This is a genomic window from Staphylococcus sp. FSL H8-0121, from assembly GCF_038008425.1.
In the GTDB taxonomy this organism is placed as follows: domain Bacteria; phylum Bacillota; class Bacilli; order Staphylococcales; family Staphylococcaceae; genus Staphylococcus; species Staphylococcus pasteuri.
The window spans coordinates 151,629-172,456 of the sequence record NZ_JBBOZB010000003.1 but is presented as its reverse complement, the minus strand read 5'-3'; the positions used below and the strand labels follow the sequence as shown (position 1 = coordinate 172,456).

General features: G+C 31.8%; 16 protein-coding genes and 2 pseudogenes. 13 read left to right on the top strand and 5 right to left on the bottom strand.

The annotated features are described in order from the left end of the window. Positions 1-43: 43 nt before the first annotated feature. Positions 44-562, top strand: a complete 519-nt coding sequence (locus tag LFT63_RS11135) for a GNAT family N-acetyltransferase (RefSeq protein WP_046466377.1) — start codon at positions 44-46, stop codon at positions 560-562. 259 nt (positions 563-821) lie between these two features. After that, positions 822-1,769 (top strand): ornithine cyclodeaminase family protein, encoded by a 948-nt coding sequence (locus LFT63_RS11130; protein WP_340769215.1) that lies wholly within the window; start codon positions 822-824, stop codon positions 1,767-1,769. Positions 1,770-1,844: 75 nt separating this feature from the next. Here the strand turns inward: LFT63_RS11130 and LFT63_RS11125 are convergent, their stop codons facing one another. The 3 genes from LFT63_RS11125 to LFT63_RS11115 form a co-directional block, all read right to left on the bottom strand. Then, positions 1,845-2,615 (bottom strand): DeoR/GlpR family DNA-binding transcription regulator, encoded by a 771-nt coding sequence (locus LFT63_RS11125; RefSeq protein ID WP_340769213.1) that lies wholly within the window; start codon positions 2,613-2,615, stop codon positions 1,845-1,847. A 157-nt stretch (positions 2,616-2,772) separates the two neighbouring features. Continuing rightward, positions 2,773-4,008, bottom strand: coding sequence for an MFS transporter (locus LFT63_RS11120; RefSeq protein ID WP_340769211.1), 1,236 nt, complete (start codon positions 4,006-4,008; stop codon positions 2,773-2,775). Between the two features lie 27 nt (positions 4,009-4,035). Then, on the bottom strand, positions 4,036-5,103 hold the full coding sequence (locus LFT63_RS11115; protein ID WP_029056355.1) for a zinc-binding dehydrogenase: 1,068 nt from the start codon (positions 5,101-5,103) through the stop codon (positions 4,036-4,038). A 211-nt stretch (positions 5,104-5,314) separates the two neighbouring features. Between LFT63_RS11115 and LFT63_RS11110 the strand changes: the two genes are divergently transcribed. From LFT63_RS11110 to LFT63_RS11090, 5 genes are all read left to right on the top strand, one after another. Further along, the gene (locus tag LFT63_RS11110) at positions 5,315-6,949 is read left to right on the top strand and encodes a ribulokinase (RefSeq protein WP_108017003.1); all 1,635 of its coding nucleotides are present in this window, start codon (positions 5,315-5,317) and stop codon (positions 6,947-6,949) included. Between the two features lie 121 nt (positions 6,950-7,070). Further along, positions 7,071-7,910: an SDR family oxidoreductase gene (locus tag LFT63_RS11105; RefSeq protein ID WP_340769208.1), complete on the top strand. Its 840-nt coding sequence runs from the start codon at positions 7,071-7,073 to the stop codon at positions 7,908-7,910. Positions 7,911-8,179: 269 nt separating this feature from the next. Continuing rightward, a complete protein-coding gene (locus LFT63_RS11100) occupies positions 8,180-9,139 on the top strand; it encodes an NAD-dependent epimerase/dehydratase family protein (protein ID WP_340769206.1) in 960 nt (319 codons plus the stop codon). A gap of 252 nt (positions 9,140-9,391) precedes the next feature. Next, positions 9,392-10,468 carry a branched-chain amino acid aminotransferase gene (locus LFT63_RS11095; RefSeq protein WP_017637552.1) on the top strand — a complete coding sequence of 359 codons (1,077 nt, stop codon included), beginning with the start codon at positions 9,392-9,394 and terminating at the stop codon, positions 10,466-10,468. A gap of 224 nt (positions 10,469-10,692) precedes the next feature. Beyond that, complete coding sequence (locus tag LFT63_RS11090; RefSeq protein WP_017637553.1) at positions 10,693-11,391, top strand: HAD family hydrolase; 699 nt, start codon at positions 10,693-10,695, stop codon at positions 11,389-11,391. A gap of 71 nt (positions 11,392-11,462) precedes the next feature. On the opposite strand, the gene LFT63_RS11085 is transcribed toward LFT63_RS11090, so the two are convergent. Both LFT63_RS11085 and LFT63_RS11080 read right to left on the bottom strand, forming a co-directional pair. Continuing rightward, on the bottom strand, positions 11,463-12,125 hold the full coding sequence (locus tag LFT63_RS11085) for a deoxynucleoside kinase (protein WP_017637554.1): 663 nt from the start codon (positions 12,123-12,125) through the stop codon (positions 11,463-11,465). A 1-nt stretch (position 12,126) separates the two neighbouring features. Further along, complete coding sequence (locus LFT63_RS11080) at positions 12,127-12,735, bottom strand: deoxynucleoside kinase (protein ID WP_017637555.1); 609 nt, start codon at positions 12,733-12,735, stop codon at positions 12,127-12,129. Between the two features lie 66 nt (positions 12,736-12,801). Here LFT63_RS11080 and tadA point away from each other — a divergent pair, with 66 nt between their 5' ends. The 6 genes and pseudogenes from tadA to LFT63_RS11055 all read left to right on the top strand — a co-directional run bounded on the left by tadA (position 12,802) and on the right by LFT63_RS11055 (position 20,813). Beyond that, the gene (gene tadA, locus LFT63_RS11075; protein WP_017637556.1) at positions 12,802-13,284 is read left to right on the top strand and encodes a tRNA adenosine(34) deaminase TadA; all 483 of its coding nucleotides are present in this window, start codon (positions 12,802-12,804) and stop codon (positions 13,282-13,284) included. Between the two features lie 97 nt (positions 13,285-13,381). Further along, a complete protein-coding gene (locus tag LFT63_RS11070) occupies positions 13,382-14,248 on the top strand; it encodes a Cof-type HAD-IIB family hydrolase (protein WP_017637557.1) in 867 nt (288 codons plus the stop codon). Between the two features lie 27 nt (positions 14,249-14,275). Then, positions 14,276-14,842: an NADPH-dependent FMN reductase gene (locus LFT63_RS11065; protein WP_340769200.1), complete on the top strand. Its 567-nt coding sequence runs from the start codon at positions 14,276-14,278 to the stop codon at positions 14,840-14,842. Between the two features lie 636 nt (positions 14,843-15,478). Then, positions 15,479-15,562, top strand: a pseudogene (locus tag LFT63_RS12665) (YSIRK-type signal peptide-containing protein); the annotation flags it as partial. Positions 15,563-16,267: 705 nt separating this feature from the next. Next, a pseudogene (locus LFT63_RS11060) lies at positions 16,268-19,053 on the top strand (SdrD B-like domain-containing protein). Positions 19,054-19,199: 146 nt separating this feature from the next. Further along, positions 19,200-20,813: a poly(glycerol-phosphate) alpha-glucosyltransferase gene (locus LFT63_RS11055; protein ID WP_108017248.1), complete on the top strand. Its 1,614-nt coding sequence runs from the start codon at positions 19,200-19,202 to the stop codon at positions 20,811-20,813. Positions 20,814-20,828 lie beyond the last annotated feature (15 nt).

Sequence of the window (20,828 nt, the reverse complement as noted above, 5' to 3'; positions counted from 1 at the left end):
TCATTAACTGTGAGTGCTTTTTTAATATCTTGAGGTGAACATTATGGATGTTGTAGATGAATTACGCCAACTTGATTATAAAGATGAACAATTATTCCTACAATATATTAATGAGTGGTACGAACATAATGAGAAGATTGTACCTGGTAATACAGATTTAAAGAAGTATACTAGTTTCAAAGACATGGTGGATTATATTAATCAACCTAAACCTAGGGAAGATTGGGTTGAAACCAGTACATTTTTTTATTTTAAAAATGGAAAAATTGTAGGAGCAGTTAATATTAGATATCAACTTAACGAACAATTAACTCGTATTGGCGGTCATGTAGGGTATGGTGTAGCAAAATCACAACGTGGTAAAGGCTATGCGACTGTTATGTTAGGAAAAGCGATAGATATTTTAAAACCGTTTCAAATAAAAAATGTGCTAATGACGTGTAATCCTAAAAATTTTGCATCACAAAAAGTTATAAAATCATATGGAGGATACGAAATAGAACCATATATCAAAAAGAATGGATTACCAGTTAAAAGATATCATATACCTATTAATAACTAAAAAAAGCCAAAAAAAAATCATTCTCCAGTGTAGGAGAATGAATGTCGTCAAAAGTTAAATTAAATAGTTTTGTTTAGTTAAACAAAATCGCAGAGATGGTTAAGACACAATAATGTCCAACTGTCTCTTTATTTATGTTCTTAAGAATAGCATGAATACAGTTTGAGAACAATATAAACTTTAATTTGCCAACATTTTTTTATAAAATATCGGGTATTAGGTATATAAATGAATAATTAAATTTTATGGAGGAAAAGGAATGCTATATTTAAATGAAAAAGATCAACAACAATTATTAAATATGCGTGAAGTAATAGATGAAGTAGGAGAATCCTTGAAAGCTTTTTCAGAAGGTAAGACTGAAACACCATTACGATATTCAATTCCTTTTAATGATGAAAATAGATATTTAGTTATGCCTGCGTTATCTGATGCCTTAAAAATTGTGGGATTAAAAACAGTTACATTTGCACCTAAAAATCCTGAAAAAGGTAAATCAACTATCAGTGGATCAGTAATTTTGAGTGATTATGAGACAGGTGAAACGTTATCAGTCCTAGATGGAGGCTATTTAACTAAAATTAGAACAGGTGCAATTTCTGGTGTAGCAACAAAATATTTAGCTAGGGAAGATGCACGTACTTTATGTGTAATTGGTGCAGGAGAACAAGCAGAAGGATTAATTGAAGCTGTTTTAGCTGTTAGAGATATTGATACTATTCATTTTGCAAGTAGAACGACGGAAAAAGCTGAGCGTTTAGCAAAACAGTCACAAACAACATATGATGTTAACGTAAAAATATTTGAAAATGCTGATGAAGCAATAGAAGGTGCAGATATTGTTGTGACAGCTACTAATTCTTCACATCCTGTGTTTAGTCGAACTTTAGAAGCGGGTGTACATCTCAATGCTGTAGGTTCTTTTAAACCAGATATGCAAGAATTACCTTCTGAATCAATGAAAGTAGCAGATAAAATTATTGTTGAATCTACAGAAGCTGCAATGGAAGAAACAGGAGATTTAAAAATTCCTGAACAAGAAGGCATATTATCTCAAGAATCACTTTATGCAGAACTTGGTGACATTGTTGCTGGGAATAAACAAGGACGTATTAATGATAACGAAATCACTTTATTTAAATCAGTAGGCTTAGCAATTGTAGACATTGTAGTTGCCAATTATTTTTATAAAAAAGCTCAACAATAAAAATAAAGTGAGGTGGAAAATGTACAATTTCTACCTCACTTCTTTATTTTTGTATGCGATAGTAAAATTTTTGCTTTATTGATAATCACTTGGATTAATGGAGATCACATTAGGAATTGTTTTTTTGTATTCTTGTAAATCTTCATGATTATCGGTAATCAACGTAGTAATTTTGTTAGTTGGACAAACTTGATAAAATGCTACTTTATTTAACTTTGAACTATCTGTTAACATGTAAACCTCTTTAGACTGATAAACCATTTGGCGTTTAGCATCTACGAATTCTTCGCTGTAGTGCGTCACGCCTTTTAATGCATCCATAGCAGGTGTAGCTAAAAATGCTTTCATAGAATTAAATGATTGCAAGGTTTGAGTAGTAATTAATCCATTTAATACATAATTGTTGTGATAAAGTGTACCACCAGTGACAATCACTTTATGGTTAGAAGAGCGAAGAATAGAAGCAATATGAATGTCATTAGTGATAATAGTTAAATTTTGCTTTTGTAAAATAGCTTTTGCAAATAATAGAGTGGTAGAACCTGAATCAATAATTAATGTATCTCCATCATCTACAAATTCAGCAGCTTTGTATCCTATACCTAATTTTTCATAATAGTAAGAAGTTTGTCTATCATCGAAATTTAATTCACTATAAACATTTTCATTATTTAGTACGACACCACCATGGGTACGTCTGATTTGGTTGTATTGTTCAAGTTTTACTAAGTCACGACGAATCGTTGCATCGTGTACGTTAAATTCTGTTGCTAATGTATGAACAGTAGCAGTTTTATATTTAGTTAAATAAGCAATGATTTTTTGTTCTCTTTCAGCAGGTAACATATAAAACGTCTCCATTCAGTAATTTTGATAATAAAAATGATAAGATTAAGTCGATTTTAATTATAGTATATCAAATACATAATAAAGGCTGTAGATGAAAGTATGACAATGAAATGATCATCATATATTCAGTCTACAGCCTATAAATTATTTAACGTTATTCCGTTTCACCATATTGTTGACTCTTCGGCATTTTAATGAAGAATGTTAGGATTGTACTAATAAAGTATATAATTCCTAAAATCCAAATTACACCTAAATCTCCAAGTGGCTCTAAGAAAATTCTAACTATCATTGGTCCTATGAATACTGGTAAACCAGCACCTAAGTTTAAGATTGAAAGTGTTGCGCCTTTATCTTTTTTAACAAGTGAAGGAATTAATGCAGTTAATGGTACATAAGCTGCAATAAAGATTCCCCAAGCAACGCCAACAATTGTTAATAAAATAATGTTACCGTGTGACCATATTGGGACATAACCCATTAATAGACAAGAAACACCACTACCGATACCACCAAAGATCATTACAGTATTACGCCAACCAATTTTATCTCCAATAATACCCCAAATAAGGTTGAATACGATATTACCGAAGAAGATAGCAGACCAAACAGCTAACCATTTTGAAGTTGGTATTCCGTATGATTCTAGATATAAAGGTAAGAAAATAGGGAATGCAAATTGTGCAGTAGTGTTAATAACACGCACAATATCACCTAATAATACTTTTGGTTCTTCAACTACAATAGTGAAACCTTTCATCATTTCTTTTAATTTAGCTTTAGCATTACTTTTATCTGTAGGTAATTTATCTCTATTTAAGACAATAGCTAAAAAGCCACCTAAAATTACCCAGAATAATGAACTCCATAATGTTCCAATATGACCTAAGTATTTAATCGCATAGATAGAATAAAACGCACCTAATACGTTTAGTCCACCAGTAAATACTAGCCAAAACCAACCAACAGCTGCACCCAATGTGCGTTGTTCTGAACGGTATGAAATCCATACTAAGAATGAATATGCAAATAATGGATAACCTAAACCGCGTAGTGCATAAGCTGGATACATAATTGCTAAGTTTTCAGATGGTAATGCAATACCAACGAAACAAATAGTTCCTATAATGTATAAAATCAAGCCGATAAACATTGTACGTTTACCACCGAATGCTTCAGCAAATACGCCACTAAACCAACTTGCAATTGCGACTGTGATACCATAACAACCAAATAGCCAACTCACTTCATTAGAGCTGAAACCATTATGTTGTAAATAAGGACTTAACCAACCAATTTCTAGGCCGTCTCCCATCATAAATATTAAAATCCCTATGTAACCCCAAACAATTTGTTTGGGCATACCTAAAAATGTTGTCTTATTCATCATTTGTTATCTCCCCTTAGATACAATGGTTTATGACCAGTGATATCTTAAATAAGTTTTTTTCCAACCTTTGTGAGCAGCAGTATCATCCATTGCTTTTTTCAAATCCTCTGTACTATGGATATCATAGTAATCATCAGGGATTAATTTTTTAAGTGCTTGTTGATAGTCTTTATTTTCGAATGAAGCAATTAATTGTTCGAATTCATGTTTAGTACTTCTTGAACTACCTGAAAGTGTTAAACCTTTTTCTAATACGTCACGTGTATTAATACCTACTAAATCTTCTGTTACACCCATTAACACGATTTGACCTTGTCTATCGATTAAGTCAATTGCTTGGTTAATAGCAGATTCAGAGAATTTTCCACCGCAACATTCAAATACAGTATGAACACCTTTATGACTATTGAAATCATAATCATTAACTAGATGTGTAGTTGCAAAGTTTTCAAATGATTTTAATTTTTCTTCAATAGCACCGAAGACAATTAAGTTTTCTTGTTCAATACCATAGATATAATGTAAAGCTGTTGCAGCTAAATATCCAACTGGTCCGTCACCAAATACAGCTACTTGTGGAGAAGATTTAGTTGTGATTTCTTTTAATTGATTGATTGGGAATAATGATACTGAACAAAGTTCAGCTAATAACGCAACATCTTCATCTAATGTATCTGGAATTTTAACGATGTTGTCACCAGGTACTACCATTCTATCTTGGCAAATACCATCATAACCGCTACCCATAAATACGGCATTTTCATCATAGTTATCAAGTAAATCTGTTTCTTCAAAATCACCAGCTCTTAAACGAGAAGGAATATTAGGAACGATAACTACTTTATCTCCTTTTTGATAATCAGGATGTTTAGAATCTTCAATAGTACCGATACCTTCGTGGAATAATGCCATTGGTAATTTTTTATCTAGTGCTTCTTTACGTCTATTACCTGTGTAATATCTTAAGTCAGCGTGACAGACACTTGCTTTTTCTGGATTAACAATAACATCACCATCTCTAAACTCATGATTTATTGTTGTATATTCAAATTCGCCTGGTTGAATAAGACGATATGCTTTTGATTCAATGCTCATTTCTGTTCATCTACCTTTAATTTCTGTTCATTTTTATTTATGTAAATAATGGTAAACGCTTACAGTCATTTGTGTCAATGGTTTTTGCACAAAAATGTTTGTTTTGATGCTTTTTTATGTTTTTTTATTGATTTATTGTTCATTTGTGCGTATCATCTAAAGAAAACGCTTACTTAAACAGAGATGCAGACAAAGTATGGGGGTATTAGTAATGAGTTATAGTATTGGAGTAGATTATGGAACAGGCTCAGGTAGAGCTTTTTTAGTTGATACTACAAATGGAAAAATTATAGATAAATATATAAAGCCATATACACATGGCACAATCGAAAAAGATTTAAATGGGGTAAAATTGCCACATAGTTTTTCACTTCAAAATGGTAACGATTATATGGAAGTTTTAGAAGAAGGCGTACCTTATTTAATTCAATCTTCAGGTGTGAAACCAGAAGAAATAGTAGGAATAGGAATAGATTTTACTTCATCAACAGTTATGTTTACTGACGAAAATTTAGAACCTATTCATAATTTACCTGGTTTTGAAAATAATCCACATGCATACGTTAAGTTATGGAAACATCATGGTGCTCAAGCTGAAGCGGACCAATTATTCCAAACTGCTTTAGATAATAAGAGTAGATGGTTAGGTTATTATGGATTTAATGTAAGTAGTGAGTGGATGATTCCCAAGATTATGGAAGTTATGAACAAAGCACCAGAAGTGTTAGATAAAACAGCTAATATAATGGAAGCTGGTGACTGGATTGTTAATAAGTTAACAGGAGAAAATGTACGTTCTAACTGTGGTTTAGGATTTAAATCATTCTGGGAAGAAAATGAAGGATTCCATTATGATTTATTTGATAAAGTGAGTGATCAATTATCAGATGTTGTTCGTGATAAAGTGGATGCACCAATAGTTAAAATTGGCGAAACAGTAGGACAATTATCAGAAGAAATGGCTGAAAAACTTGGTCTTTCTACACAGACTAAAGTAAGTCCATTTATTATAGATGCACATTCAAGTCTATTAGGAATTGGTTCACAACAAGACAAACAAATGACTATGGTTATAGGAACGAGTACATGTCATTTAATGTTAAATGAACAGCAACATCAAGTACCAGGTATCTCTGGTTCTGTTAAAGGAGCTATTATTCCTGAATTATATGCTTATGAAGCGGGGCAATCTGCAGTCGGTGATTTATTTGAATATATTGCTAAACAATCACCAAAAGAGTACGTAGATGAAGCAAATGAAAGAGGTATTTCAATTTTTGAATTATTGAATGAAAAAGTAAAAGATCAAATGCCAGGTGAAAGTGGTCTTGTCGTTTTAGATTGGCATAATGGTAACCGAAGTGTATTAAGTGATAGTAATCTAAAAGGATGCGTATTCGGTATGTCACTACAAACAACACATGAAGAATTATATCGTGCATATTTAGAAGCTACTGCATTTGGTACTAAAATGATTATGCAACAATATCAAAGTTGGAATATGGATGTCGAAGATGTATTTGCTTGCGGCGGAATACCTAAGAAAAATCCTTTAATGATGGATATCTATGCAAACGTGCTTAATAAAAAAGTAACTATTATTGATAGTGAATATGCTCCAGCAATTGGTGCAGCAATTCTTGGTTCTGTTTGTGGTGGTGCTCACCAAAGTTTAAATGAAGCAATTGAATCAATGAAAGAACCTGTATTATATGAAGTGACACCTGATCCAGAAAAAGTAAAACGTTATAAAAAATTATTTAGTGCGTATAAAGAGTTACATGATCTTCATGGTTATAAAAAAGCAAGAATTATGCGCAATGTCGGTAAGTTAATGGAAGCATAAAATGATATATATTTAGCAATGGACACTTAGTGAATTGACAATAGTTAATTTACTAAGTGTTTATTTATGATAAAGAAACATCGAATATATTAAAATATATTGGAAAAGGGAGATGAATAAAATGAAGGTCATGTTAACAGGTGCAACAGGTAATTTGGGGACACATATTACTAATCAAGCTATAGAACATAAAATGAAAGAATTTTATATAGGTGTAAGAAATTTAGATAAGGTACCAACAGATTGGAAAGAACATGTTACAGTAAGACACTTAGATTATTTCAATAAAGAAAGTATGGTTAGTGCTTTTCATGATATTGATACAGTTATTTTTATTCCAAGTATTATACACCCCTCTATAAAACGTATTCCAGAAGTAGAGAATCTTGTTGATGCAGCTAAAGAAAGCAGAGTAAAGCATATTATATATATTGGATATTATGCAGATCAACACGACAATCCATTTCATATGAGTCCATACTTTGGATATGCAGAACGGTTATTAGCTACAAGTGGTATTGATTTTACGTACGTTAGAATGGCAATGTATATGGATCCTTTAAAACCCTATCTTCCAGAATTGATGAATATGCATAAATTGATTTATCCGGTGGGGGATGGTCGAATTAATTATATTTCAAGACATGATATTGCAAGAGGAATTATCGCTATATTAAATAATCCCAATTCATGGGGGAAACGCTACTTATTATCCGGATACAGTTATGATATGTACGAACTTGCAAATATACTTTCGGAAGTATCGGGAACTAAAATTGAATATGATCCGGTTTCTTTAGAGACATTTGCTAAAATGTATGATGAACCAAAAGGATTTGGTGATTTATTAGCATCAATGTATGAAGCTGGAGCAAGAGGACTTTTAGATCAACAGTCTAATGATTTTGAAATGCTAGTAAATGATAAACCGCAGACATTTAAATCATTTTTAATGAAGTAATTGATAGATAGTGATGATGTTAATATAAAAACATCGTCACTTATTTTTATATTAACCATTTTTGTGTGTTTAATATGTGTGTTTAATAAATGAATACTGGAAGTACTCAAAAATAAAAGTAATGTTATTCAAATTATTTTAAAATATTAACTTTGTACTCACTATATATACAAGAAAGCGCTTTTATATTACAATATAGATGTAAATAGAATGTTTGTACATACAAGAAAGACAATGAATTTTCTATAAACACAAGGGGAGATTTTATAATGAAGAAAATTATGATTACAGGCGCTTTAGGCCAAATAGGTACTGAATTAGTTGTAAAATGTAGAAAAATTTATGGTACAGATAATGTACTTGCAACAGATATTAGAGAACCAGAAGCGGATTCTCCAGTTCAAGATGGTCCATTTGAAATTTTAGACGTGACTGATCGAGATAAAATGTTTGAATTAGTTGAGAATTTTGGAGCAGATACATTAATGCATATGGCTGCTTTATTATCAGCAACTGCTGAGAAGAACCCAATGTTCGCTTGGGATTTAAATATGGGTGGATTAATGAATGCTCTAGAAGCAGCACGAACATATGACTTACATTTCTTCACACCAAGTTCTATTGGTGTATTTGGTGATTCAACACCTAAAGTTAATACACCACAAGTAACCATTCAACAACCTACAACTATGTATGGTGTTAATAAAGTTGCTGGTGAATTGTTATGCCAATATTACTTCACAAAATTTGGCGTAGATACACGTAGCGTGAGATTTCCTGGCTTAATTTCACATGTTAAAGAACCAGGTGGCGGTACTACAGATTATGCTGTTGAAATCTATTTCAAAGCAGTGAGAGAAAATCATTACACAAGCTATATTGATAAAGGTACATTCATGGATATGATGTATATGGATGATGCAATCGATGCTATTATTCAGTTAATGGAAGCGGATGGAGCAAAATTAGAAACTAGAAATGGCTATAACTTAAGTGCGATGAGTATTGATCCAGAAATGGTTAAAGAAGCCATTCAACAATATTATCCAGATTTCACATTAGACTATGATGTAGATCCTGTCAGAGAGAATATCGCTAAGAGTTGGCCTGATAGCATTGATACGAGTTGTTCACGTGGTGAATGGGGATTCGATCCTAAATATGATTTAGAAAGCATGACTAAATTAATGTTAGAAGCTATTGAAAAGAAAGAAAAAGCTACAAAATAACCCGTTCAATATATATAACGATATAAATACTATTTTTACTCCTTCTAATTATTTTTACATTAGAAGGAGTGTTTTTTATGCTTAATCAGTAAGATAACTTGTAAGATGTAGATGATAGTGTTTAACTTAAGATATATTGTATACATAAGTATTTATTTTGAATTTTCGGAAAACTTATTGAATAGTATTATTTCGATTGCTATAATCTAGTATACATATTTATATTGGTAGCAATATTAGGAGGCCGTTATCATGACAGAACAAGTCAATTTTGAAAAAAGAGAAACATTAAAAGAAAAACCAGATAGTTCTAACTTAGGATTTGGTCAATACTTTACAGATTATATGTTGAGTTATGATTATGATGCTGATAAAGGTTGGCATGATTTGAAAATAGTACCATACGCACCTTTTGAAATTTCACCAGCAGCTCAAGGTTTACATTATGGGCAAGCTGTTTTCGAAGGATTAAAAGCATATAAATATAATGGAGAAGTAGTTTTATTCCGTCCAGACCAAAACTTTAAACGTATTAACAATTCTTTAGCTCGTTTAGAAATGCCTGAAGTAGATGAAGATGTATTATTGGAAGGTTTAAAACAATTAGTAGATGTAGAACGTGATTGGATTCCTGAAGGAGAAGGTCAATCATTATACATTCGTCCATTTGTATTTGCGACAGAAGGTATCTTAGGAGTGAGAGCGTCACAAGCATATAAATTATTAATTATTTTATCACCTTCAGGCGCTTATTATGGTGGAGATACATTAAAATCAACTAAAATTTACGTTGAAGATGAATATGTTCGTGCAGTAAGAGGCGGAGTTGGTTTTGCTAAAGTAGCAGGTAACTATGCAGCAAGTCTATTAGCACAAACGAACGCTAATAAATTAGGTTATGACCAAGTGCTTTGGTTAGATGGTGTTGAACAAAAATATGTAGAAGAAGTAGGAAGTATGAATATCTTCTTCGTTGAAAATGGTAAAGTTGTTACACCAGCATTAAATGGTAGTATTTTACCAGGTATTACACGTAAATCAATTATTGAATTAGCTCAAGATTTAGGATATGAAGTAGAAGAACGTCGTGTATCAATTGATGAGTTATTTGAATCATACGATAAAGGTGAATTAACTGAAGTATTCGGTACAGGTACAGCAGCAGTTATCTCACCAGTTGGTACTTTACGTTATGAAGACCGTGAAATCGTGATTAACAATAATGAACCAGGTGAAGTTACTCAAAAACTATATAATGAATATACTGGTATTCAAAACGGAACACTTGAAGATCGCCATGGTTGGAGATTTGTAGTTCCAAGATATTAAAATATATAGAGTATGAGCTAGAAGCCTTATAATTTAAAGGTTTCTAGCTTTTTTACATGTGAGAAAGTAATATAAATTTTTATATTCTTCAAATTCATATGAAGTAGAAAAAAGTATATATACGCATGTGTTGTATATAAGTGACTTTTCTATTTTTTTAAGTAAGGTTGTACTACAATGGTATATGTTGAAAGAAAATATAAACATGGAGTGTAGAGATATCAATGGAATGGATACTATTCGATAAAGATGGCACGTTAATAGAATTTGATAAAAGTTGGGAAAAGATTGGTATACGTCTTGTCGATAAATTACTAGATACATTTCCTGTACATGATAAAGAAGTTGCACATCGTCAACTTGGTATAATGGATGACAAAATTGTACCTGATTCAGTTATGGGTTCGGGTTCATTAGGCGAAATGATTAAATCATTTGATAATATTACTGGACAAGATACTTCTGAATGGGCAAGAAATACAAGTCAAGAATTAGTAGATTCAAGGGAACCAGAAAATAATTGGATTGAAGGCGTGTATGACACAATTGTAGAATTACGAGAAAAAGGTTATAAAATAGGAATCGTTACAAGTGATACAAATAAAGGAGCAACTCAATTTTTAGAAGCAACACAATCTACTAGTTTATTTGACTTAGTTATTTCTACAGAAACACATGCTGAAGAAAAGCCTAATCCTAAAGTATTGGATCCATTATTTGACGCTTATAATGTTAAACCTGAACAAGTTGCTATCGTCGGCGATACAGCAAATGATATGAAGACTGCGATAAATGCCCACCTAGGATTAAGTATTGGTGTTTTAACAGGTATTGCTAAAGAAGAAGAACTCCATGAGGCAGATGTTATAGTAGAAAGTGCTAAAGAAGTTAAAAATGTCATTGATCAATTTTCACAAAAATAATTAAAAAGCGCCAATATAGACGTCTTTATCAAAAAGATATCTATATTGGCGTTAAATTTTATATTCCTTTTTTATCTAGGGTCAGTTTCTCTATATGTTTTAATAACATGAGCAATTTTTTCAATAATAGGGTTTAATGAATCTGGGTCATTATGCACATCATAGTCGTTAATGTTAACGCGGACAACAGGACAAGCGTTAAAACTATTGATCCAATTATCATAACGTTTAAATAGTTTTTGCCAGTATTCAGGGTCAGTATTAATTTCAATATCACGACCACGTTCTTTAATTCTCTCTATGACTTCATCATAGTTACATTCCAAATAAATAAGCACATCAGGCTTTGGAAAATAAGGTGTCATAACCATAGCGTTAAATAGTTCAGAGTATGTTTGAAAATCAGCTTCACTCATTGTACCTTGTTCTTCATGCATTTTCGCAAATATATCAACATCTTCATATATTGAACGATCTTGTACAAAACCGCCTCCATATTCAAACATTCGTTTTTGTTCTTTAAAACGTTCTGCTAAAAAATAAATTTGTAGATGAAAACTCCAGCGCTCAAAGTCATTATAGAATTTATCCAAGTAAGGATTGTGTTCTACGTTCTCAAATGAAGTTTTAAAATTTAATTTATCTGCCAAAGCTTGAGTGAGTGTTGATTTACCTACTCCAACTGTACCTGCAATTGTAATAATAGCATTTTGTGGTATGTCAAACGAATTCATTTTATATATCTCCAATCATTGATTTTACTTGTTTTAAAATACCTTGGTAATCATCTTCATTATTAACAAAGTCTAGTTTAGTCGTATCAATGAATAATGTATTTACGTTTGTATTTTGTAAAGACTCATAAAAATTATGATAGTCATGTTTCAAAGCTAATAAGTAATCATCTTCAATTTGGTGCTCAAAACTACGATTACGTTTAGCTATTCTCGCCTTAAGCGTTTCTAATTCTGCATCTAAAAATATAACAGTATCAGGCATCGACAAATCTTCGGTGAGTATGTCATATATACGTGTGAATTTATTAAATTCTTCAGGTTGTAGTGTATTTTTCGCAAAAATTTTATTTTTATAAATATGTGCGTCACTAACAATACCTTTATGTTTAAAGTTGATATCTTGAAATTGTTTATATCTATTACATAAAAAGAACATTTCAGTTTGGAAACTCCATTTTGAAATATCTTCATAAAAATCTGATAAAAAAGGATTTTCATCAACAATTTCTTTTTCTTCATAAAAATCTAATGATTGACTTAATTTGTGTGCAAGGGAAGATTTACCAACACCTATTGGACCTTCAATTGCGATAAATGGTTTATTCATATTCACTTCTCCAAATGTTAAGATAGACAGTGAGTATTGTAACACAAGTGAGGTGTCTGGACACGAATGGAAACTGATGAATATTATATGAAAATTGCAATAGAAGAAGCCCAAAAAGCTGAACAGTTAGGTGAAGTGCCTATCGGTGCTGTTATAGTTAAAAATCATCAAATTATAGCTCGTGCACATAATCTAAGAGAAACTATGCAACAACCCACTGCACACGCTGAACATTTAGCCATTGAGCGTGCCGCTGAAGTTTTAGGAAGTTGGCGTCTTGAAGATTGTACTTTATTTGTAACACTTGAACCATGTGTTATGTGTGCGGGCACTATAGTAATGAGTCGCATTCCTTCTATTAAATATGGTGCTGCAGATCCTAAAGGTGGTTGTTCGGGTAGTTTAATGAATTTATTGAATCAACCGAATTTTAATCACAGAGCACAAGTAGAAAGCGGATTGTTAGAAGCAGAGTGTGGTAATCTACTGAGAAAATTTTTTAAAAATTTAAGAGAAAAGAAAAAATCAGACAAACGGGCTATTCAATAGATACAAAAGAATTTGTTAAAATAGAATAGTAAAGCAAGTGTTTGATTGTAAATAAATTATCTAGATAATAAATAATAGAATGGAACGAGGTTAACGAATGATTAAGTTAATAGCAACAGATATGGATGGTACGTTATTAAATGCATCTCATGAAATTTCTCCAGAGAATCAACAAGCAATTCGATATGCTCAAGAACAAGGTATTACTGTAGTCATCGCAACTGGTAGAGCTTTTTATGAAGCAAATACACCAGTAGCTGATACAGACTTGAAAGTGCCGTATATTTGTTTGAACGGGGCGGAAGTTCGCGATGAAACATTTAATATTATGAGTACCTCTCATCTCAATCATGAATTAGTTAATAAAGTGACTTCAAAATTAAAAGATGAAGGTATATACTACCAAATTTACACTAATAGAGGTATTTATACTGAAAATCCTCAAAAAGACTTAGATATTTATATAGATATTGCTGAACGTGCTGGTCAACAAGCAGATGTTGAAAAGATAAAAGCAGGAATTCAAAAACGTATTGATAATGGAACTTTAAAAGTCGTCGAAAGTTATGATGATATAGAGGATATTCCAGGTGAATTAATCATGAAAGTATTAGCTTTTAATCCAGATTTAGAAAAGATGGACCGTATTGGACAAGAACTTGCGGCATCACCAAACCTTGCTATTTCATCTTCTTCAAGAGGAAATTTAGAAATTACTCATTCAGATGCACAAAAAGGTATTGCATTAGAAACAATTGCTGAACGATTAGGAGTCAAAATGGAAAACGTAATGGCAATTGGCGATAACTTAAACGACGTTTCTATGTTAGAACGAGTGGGATATCCTGTTGCTATGGACAATGCAGCACCAGAAGTAAAAGCTATCGCAAAGTATACAACTGACACTAATGAAAATAGTGGTGTAGGGAAAGCAATCATGAAACTGATTAATGACAATCAATAATATAGCTAAAAAGGAGTTAACAAGATAATGAAAGGACTAGCAATAATAGGAAGTGCACAATTGGGGTCTCATACAAGTGCCTTAGCCCAATATTTACAAGGACAATTTGAAGAACATGATGTCGAATTGGAAATTTTTGATTTAGTTAAAAATCCAATCCATCAATTGGACTTTGCAGGTACAACACAAGCAACTGATGAAATTAAACGAAACGTGGATATGTTACAAAGCAAAGCTATGGAATCAGATTTCTTTATACTAGGAACACCTAATTATCATGGCTCATTTTCAGGTATTTTAAAAAATGCATTAGATCATTTAAATATGGATTATTTTAAAATGAAACCTGTTGGTCTAATTGGTAATAGTGGAGGAATAGTAAGCTCAGAACCACTTTCACAATTACGGATTATCGTTAGAAGCTTATTAGGAATAGCAGTTCCAACACAAATTGCTACACATGATAGCGATTATGCTAAATTGGATGATGGTACTTTATACTTAGAAGATGACGAATTTCAATTACGTGCAAGATTATTTGTCGACCAAATTGTTTCATTCGCTAATAATAGCCCATATGATCATTTGAAATAAACAATTATATAAATTACTAACTTAACTCAAACAAATATTTGATAAGGGTTTGAATTATTCAGAACTCTATCATTATTGTTTGAGTTTTATTATGTTTAAAAAGTAATTTGTTTGTAAATTCTATACATTTTTAGAATTAAGTTATTTAATTTTATAGAATTTTTATGATTGATATTCTTTTAAAAAGATTATACAATAATGTTGTTAAATCATTGGAAGTCATTTCTTGGCTTGCAATATCTAATGAAACGCTACAATTAAATATTAAAAGTACAATTGTAATTAAGCATATAGTATACATATAACGATAATCCTTTTAATTGTTAAATTTTGTGTCCAATTTTTTAGAGAGAAACGATTGAACTTGTAATCACTAACTCTAACTAGACATTGAACAATTGAGAGGATAATTTTTTTTGTAATTATTTTGTAAATTAAGTTTACTAAAATTTGAAGTGTTTTTAAATTTTAGTAAATAAAAATAAGAACAATTAAACATAACGAATATATTTGTTTATATACAAAAATAAATAAGCGTTGAAAAACAATATTGTTTATATTATATTTGAGATGACAACGATATGTATAAATATATGGTTGTTACATATAATTTTTAAAAGTAGCTAGGAGGAAAATATGAAAAAAAGACTAGATTTTTTACCTAACAAATTGAACAAATATTCTATCAGAAAATTCACAGTAGGAACCGCATCAATATTAGTAGGAGCTACATTAGTATTTGGTGTTGGAAACCAAGAAGCTAAAGCAGCTGAAAATACTACTGAAGAGTCGTCAGCACAAACAAGTGAAGATACGTCCTCACAAGATGATGCTGTGAAACAAAAAGATGTTGTTCAAACAAACGAACAAACTACAAATAACAATGATCGTCCCGAACAAACAGATCTAACTAAAGAAAATAACGTAACAGAAGAACAATCTACACAAGAAGATTCAAAAGCAAATTCTTCTGAAGAACAAGTAACAAAAGAAGATGCTGCTAAAGAATCTACAACACAAGCAAACACTAAAGAAGAATCAACAACAGAAAGACCAAAAGTAGAAACAACTAAAGAGGAATCAACGACAGAAGACACAAAAGCAGATGCTATTAAAGAAGAACCGACAAAAGAGGCAACAAAAGCAGAAACAACTAAAGAAGAATCAACAACAGAAGACACACAATCAAACACTACTAAAGAACAACCAACACAAGAAGCGCCAAAAGCTGAGACTACTACAGAACAAACCCCAGAATCAAATCAAACTGATTCAAAAGAAACTACTTCAGAAGAAACATCTCAAACAAAAACTCAATCTCAAAATTCACAAAAAACAAATAATTCACAAGATGTTGACACTGTAGTTAACGATGTTCAAAATGCTACAACAACACAAGATAAACAAGATGCTTTAACTAATTATATTGCTGATGCAAATAACACAAGTAAAGCAGATGCTAAAGCACAAGTTGAAAACTTAGATTTAGACTTTAATAATATTGATAAAAATACATTATTAAATGCATTAGCTAAAGATTATTCAAATAAGAAAGAATCAGAAACAACTTATGCTACTGAACGCTCTATAACTTCTACACCAAAAACTGTAAGTCGTTTAGCTGTAAGAAAATTAGCTGCTGCAAAACAAGGTACGAATGTAAATAATAAAGTACATTTTTCTAATATTGATATAGCTATTGATAAAGGTCATACAAATACTCAAACAGGCAATAAAGAATTTTGGGCAACATCAAGTGATGTATTAAAAGTAAAAGCTGATTACACAATAGATGATGATGTACATGAAGGCTATCAAATGACCTTTAAATACGGTCAATATATCCGTCCAGGTTCAGTGACTTTACCTACTACAGAACAAAATTTATATGATGAAAATGGAAGATTAGTTGCTAAGGGAGTTTATGATAGCGCGTCTAATTTGACAACGTATACGTTTACTAACTATGTAGATCAATATAATAATATTAAAGGTAGTTTTGAAAAAGTTGCTTTTGCCAAAAAAGAAAGTGCAACTACAGATAAAACATCTTATCCTATGCAAGTGACATTAGGAAGTGACTCATATTCAAAAATGTAATTGTAGACTATGGTAATAAAAATGTTCCGATTATTTCTAGTACTAATTATAAAGAAAATGATACATTAGCACGTCATATGACTGCATATATTAACCAACCTAAAAGTACATTTACTACTGAGAAATTCACAACTAATTTAACTGGATTTAAGTTTGATCCTAGTAAAAATAATTTCAAAATTTATGAAGTAACTAATCAAAATCAGTTTGTTGATAGTTTTGCACCTAATACTGCAAACCTTAAAGATGTAACTAGTAATTTTAAAATAAATTATAGTAATAATAATCAAACTGCGACGATTGACTTATTAAATGGAGCTAAAAGTAGTAATAAGCAATATATTATTCAACAAGTAGCTTACCCTCAAGATAGTTCTACAGACACTAATGGTAAAATTGATTATAAATTAGAAACAAATGAAAAATCTTATGGATGGTCAAATTCATATGCTGCTGTAGCAGGTTCTTCTACTGCAACTGGAGATGCCAAAAAATATTCACTAGGCGACTATGTATGGGAAGATACAAATAAAGATGGTAAACAAGATGATACAGAAAAAGGTATTGAAGGTGTATATGTAATTCTTAAAGATAGTAAAGGTCAGGAAATTGACCGTACTACTACAGATGCTTCTGGTAAATATCAATTTGATAACTTACAAAATGGCACATATACAGTTGAGTTTACAACTCCAGATGGTTATACGCCAACAACTGCAAACGCTGGTAACGATGATACCGTGGATTCAGATGGATTAACTGTTACAGGCGTTATTAAAGATGCTAATAACTGGACATTAGATAGTGGTTTCTATAAAACACCTAAATATAGTTTAGGTGATTATGTATGGAAAGATACAAATAAAGATGGCAAACAAGATGATACAGAAAAAGGTATTCCAGGCGTAACTGTAACATTAAAAGATAAAGACGGTAATGTACTTAAAACAACAACTACAGATGAAAATGGTAAATATCGTTTTGATGATTTAGATAGTGGAGATTATATTGTTCATTTTGATAAACCTGAAGGACTTACTCAAACAACTACTAATTCTGGTGAAGACGATAAAGACGCTGATGGTGAAGATGTCCATGTAACTATTACTGATCATGATGATATGACTATAGATAATGGTTACTATGATGATGACTCAGATTCAGACTCCGATGCAGACAGTGATGCGGACTCAGACTCAGATGCGGACAGCGATGCAGACTCAGACTCCGACGCGGATAGCGATGCAGACTCAGATGCAGATAGCGATGCGGACTCCGACTCCGATGCAGATAGCGACGCAGATTCAGATTCAGACGCAGACAGCGATGCAGATTCAGACTCCGACGCAGATAGTGATGCGGACTCAGACTCCGATGCAGACAGTGATGCGGACTCAGACTCAGATGCGGACAGCGATGCAGACTCAGACTCCGACGCGGATAGCGATGCAGACTCAGATGCAGATAGCGATGCCGATTCAGATTCAGATGCCGACAGTGATGCGGACTCAGATTCAGATGCCGACAGCGATGCCGATTCAGATGCAGATAGCGATGCGGACTCCGACTCCGATGCAGATAGCGACGCAGATTCAGATTCCGACGCAGACAGCGATGCTGATTCAGATTCCGATGCCGACAGCGATGCAGACTCAGATTCAGATGCCGACAGCGATGCAGACTCAGACTCAGATGCCGACAGTGATGCGGACTCAGATTCAGATGCCGACAGTGATGCGGATTCAGACTCAGATGCAGATAGCGACGCAGACTCAGACTCAGATGCAGATAGCGATGCAGACTCAGATTCAGATGCAGATAGCGATGCAGACTCAGATTCAGATGCGGATAGCGACGCTGATTCAGACTCAGATGCCGACAGTGATGCAGACTCGGACGGTTTTATAGAATACGAAGGAGATAGTGATGCCGATGGTGATGCAGATTATGAGTCAGATTCAGATGCAGACTCAGACAATGATAAAGCATTACCAGAAACTGGTGAAGAATCAAATTCAAATAATGCAACATTATTCGGATCTTTATTTGCTGGTTTAGGCTCGCTATTCTTATTCGGTAGACGCCGTAAAAAAGATGCAGAAAACAAGTAATAATTAAATATTATTCAAATATTAAGTATGATAAGGAGCCAGGTCAATGAGACCTGGCTTTATTTAAAATAAAAAACAAAATTACATAAAATTAACTAATATTGTTATAATTAAAAGCATAAAGAGTTTAAAGTACGGAGGGTAATATGAATATAGAAAGTAAAATTAAGTATTTAGTAGAATTTATAAAAAATAAAGAAATTATTAAAAAGTATGTTTTTTTGAGTTTGGGGAAACCAAATGTTAAAGCTCAAGTGAAAATTATAAAAAGAACTAATTATTTAGAAAGAGAAATAATTAAAATATGTCAAAAATATAAGAAACAAGCAGGCGAGTTTCCAACTTGGATTAAACTAGATATTGTTACTAATTATGAAACTGTTCTTTTTAAAGACTTAAAAAAAGAAATGATTAATACGAGACGAAATTATATCGATTTTGGAATATCATTAGATAAAAATTGGAATGTTACATTCTTACCTGAAGAAATTAATGTCAATGCATTTGTTAGACCGTCTAAAAAGACAAAGGAGTTTTATTTGTCAGAAGATAATATTAATAACTATATTAGAAAATACACTAATTATAAACGACCATATTCACATGAATTGTATGAATCTAAAGAAGTTATTAAATTTTATACAAAGTCTTATTTTTTGGATGATGATCAAGTATATGAGCTAGAATCAAAGGGTTATAAGAAAGGTCTAAGAAAGATTGATAATTTAAACGATGAAATCGATCAATTAATAAATAGTAGTGCTCATTTTTTAGAAAATATGTTAGAAGATAATGGTAAATTTAAATATGGATATTTTCCACATTTCGATAAAGAGATAGGATTTTATAATATTTTACGACATTCATCATCAACTTATGCATTAATTGAAGGTTTAAATTATATGAATGAATCTCTTGAATCAACAGAAAAAGCTATAGAGTATATTATTGAAAATCATATTTATGAAGTTAATGGAAATGCTTATGTATTTGATAATACTAAAAACGCAAATGAAATTAAACTAGGTCAAAATGCGTCGTTTATTTTTGCTGTTTGTGAATACTTAAAAAAACAACAAAATCCATATTATCTAGAAGCTGCTCAAAAAGTAGCTAAAGGAATTCTGTCTATGATTGATGAAAATACTTGGGATACTACCCATGTTTTAAACTATCCAGATTTATCAGTTAAAGAAAAATTTAGGATCGTTTATTATGATGGAGAAGCAGCATTGGCTTTAATGCGTTTATATCAACAAGATCATAATGAAAAATGGTTGAATACTGTTAAGAGTTTAGTGGATCAATTTATTTCTAAAGATTACTGGAAATATCATGACCATTGGTTAGGTTATTGTACGAATGAACTTGTCCAAATCAGTCCAGAACAAAAATATTTTGAATTTGGTATTAAGAATGTAAGTACACATTTAGATTATATTAAAAATAGAGAGACAACTTTTCCAACATTTCTAGAAATGCTAATGGCTACATATAAATTAGTTCAAAAAGCTAAGGCAGAGGGATATGAAGATTTAGTTAATTCACTCATTGATGAACAAAAATTGATAGATATTATCCACGTAAGAGCTAATTATCAAAGAACTGGATTCTTTTATCCAGAATTAGCAATGTATTTTAAAAATCCTTCAAGAATATTGGGTAGTTTCTTTATCAAACACCATGGTTATAGAGTGAGGATCGATGACATTGAACACTATCTTTCAGGATATGTTCAGTATCAAAATGTTTTTAAATAAAGACCAAGGAGTATA

Bases quoted from the DNA above. Each gene is read 5' to 3' on its own strand.
- LFT63_RS11135 (WP_046466377.1), top strand. From the start codon at position 44: ATGGATGTTGTAGATGAATTACGCCAACTTGATTATAAAGATGAACAA.
- LFT63_RS11130 (WP_340769215.1), top strand. From the start codon at position 822: ATGCTATATTTAAATGAAAAAGATCAACAACAATTATTAAATATGCGT.
- LFT63_RS11125 (WP_340769213.1), bottom strand. From the start codon at position 2,615: ATGTTACCTGCTGAAAGAGAACAAAAAATCATTGCTTATTTAACTAAA.
- LFT63_RS11120 (WP_340769211.1), bottom strand. From the start codon at position 4,008: ATGATGAATAAGACAACATTTTTAGGTATGCCCAAACAAATTGTTTGG.
- LFT63_RS11115 (WP_029056355.1), bottom strand. From the start codon at position 5,103: ATGAGCATTGAATCAAAAGCATATCGTCTTATTCAACCAGGCGAATTT.
- LFT63_RS11110 (WP_108017003.1), top strand. From the start codon at position 5,315: ATGAGTTATAGTATTGGAGTAGATTATGGAACAGGCTCAGGTAGAGCT.
- LFT63_RS11105 (WP_340769208.1), top strand. From the start codon at position 7,071: ATGAAGGTCATGTTAACAGGTGCAACAGGTAATTTGGGGACACATATT.
- LFT63_RS11100 (WP_340769206.1), top strand. From the start codon at position 8,180: ATGAAGAAAATTATGATTACAGGCGCTTTAGGCCAAATAGGTACTGAA.
- LFT63_RS11095 (WP_017637552.1), top strand. From the start codon at position 9,392: ATGACAGAACAAGTCAATTTTGAAAAAAGAGAAACATTAAAAGAAAAA.
- LFT63_RS11090 (WP_017637553.1), top strand. From the start codon at position 10,693: ATGGAATGGATACTATTCGATAAAGATGGCACGTTAATAGAATTTGAT.
- LFT63_RS11085 (WP_017637554.1), bottom strand. From the start codon at position 12,125: ATGAATTCGTTTGACATACCACAAAATGCTATTATTACAATTGCAGGT.
- LFT63_RS11080 (WP_017637555.1), bottom strand. From the start codon at position 12,735: ATGAATAAACCATTTATCGCAATTGAAGGTCCAATAGGTGTTGGTAAA.
- tadA (WP_017637556.1), top strand. From the start codon at position 12,802: ATGGAAACTGATGAATATTATATGAAAATTGCAATAGAAGAAGCCCAA.
- LFT63_RS11070 (WP_017637557.1), top strand. From the start codon at position 13,382: ATGATTAAGTTAATAGCAACAGATATGGATGGTACGTTATTAAATGCA.
- LFT63_RS11065 (WP_340769200.1), top strand. From the start codon at position 14,276: ATGAAAGGACTAGCAATAATAGGAAGTGCACAATTGGGGTCTCATACA.
- LFT63_RS11055 (WP_108017248.1), top strand. From the start codon at position 19,200: ATGAATATAGAAAGTAAAATTAAGTATTTAGTAGAATTTATAAAAAAT.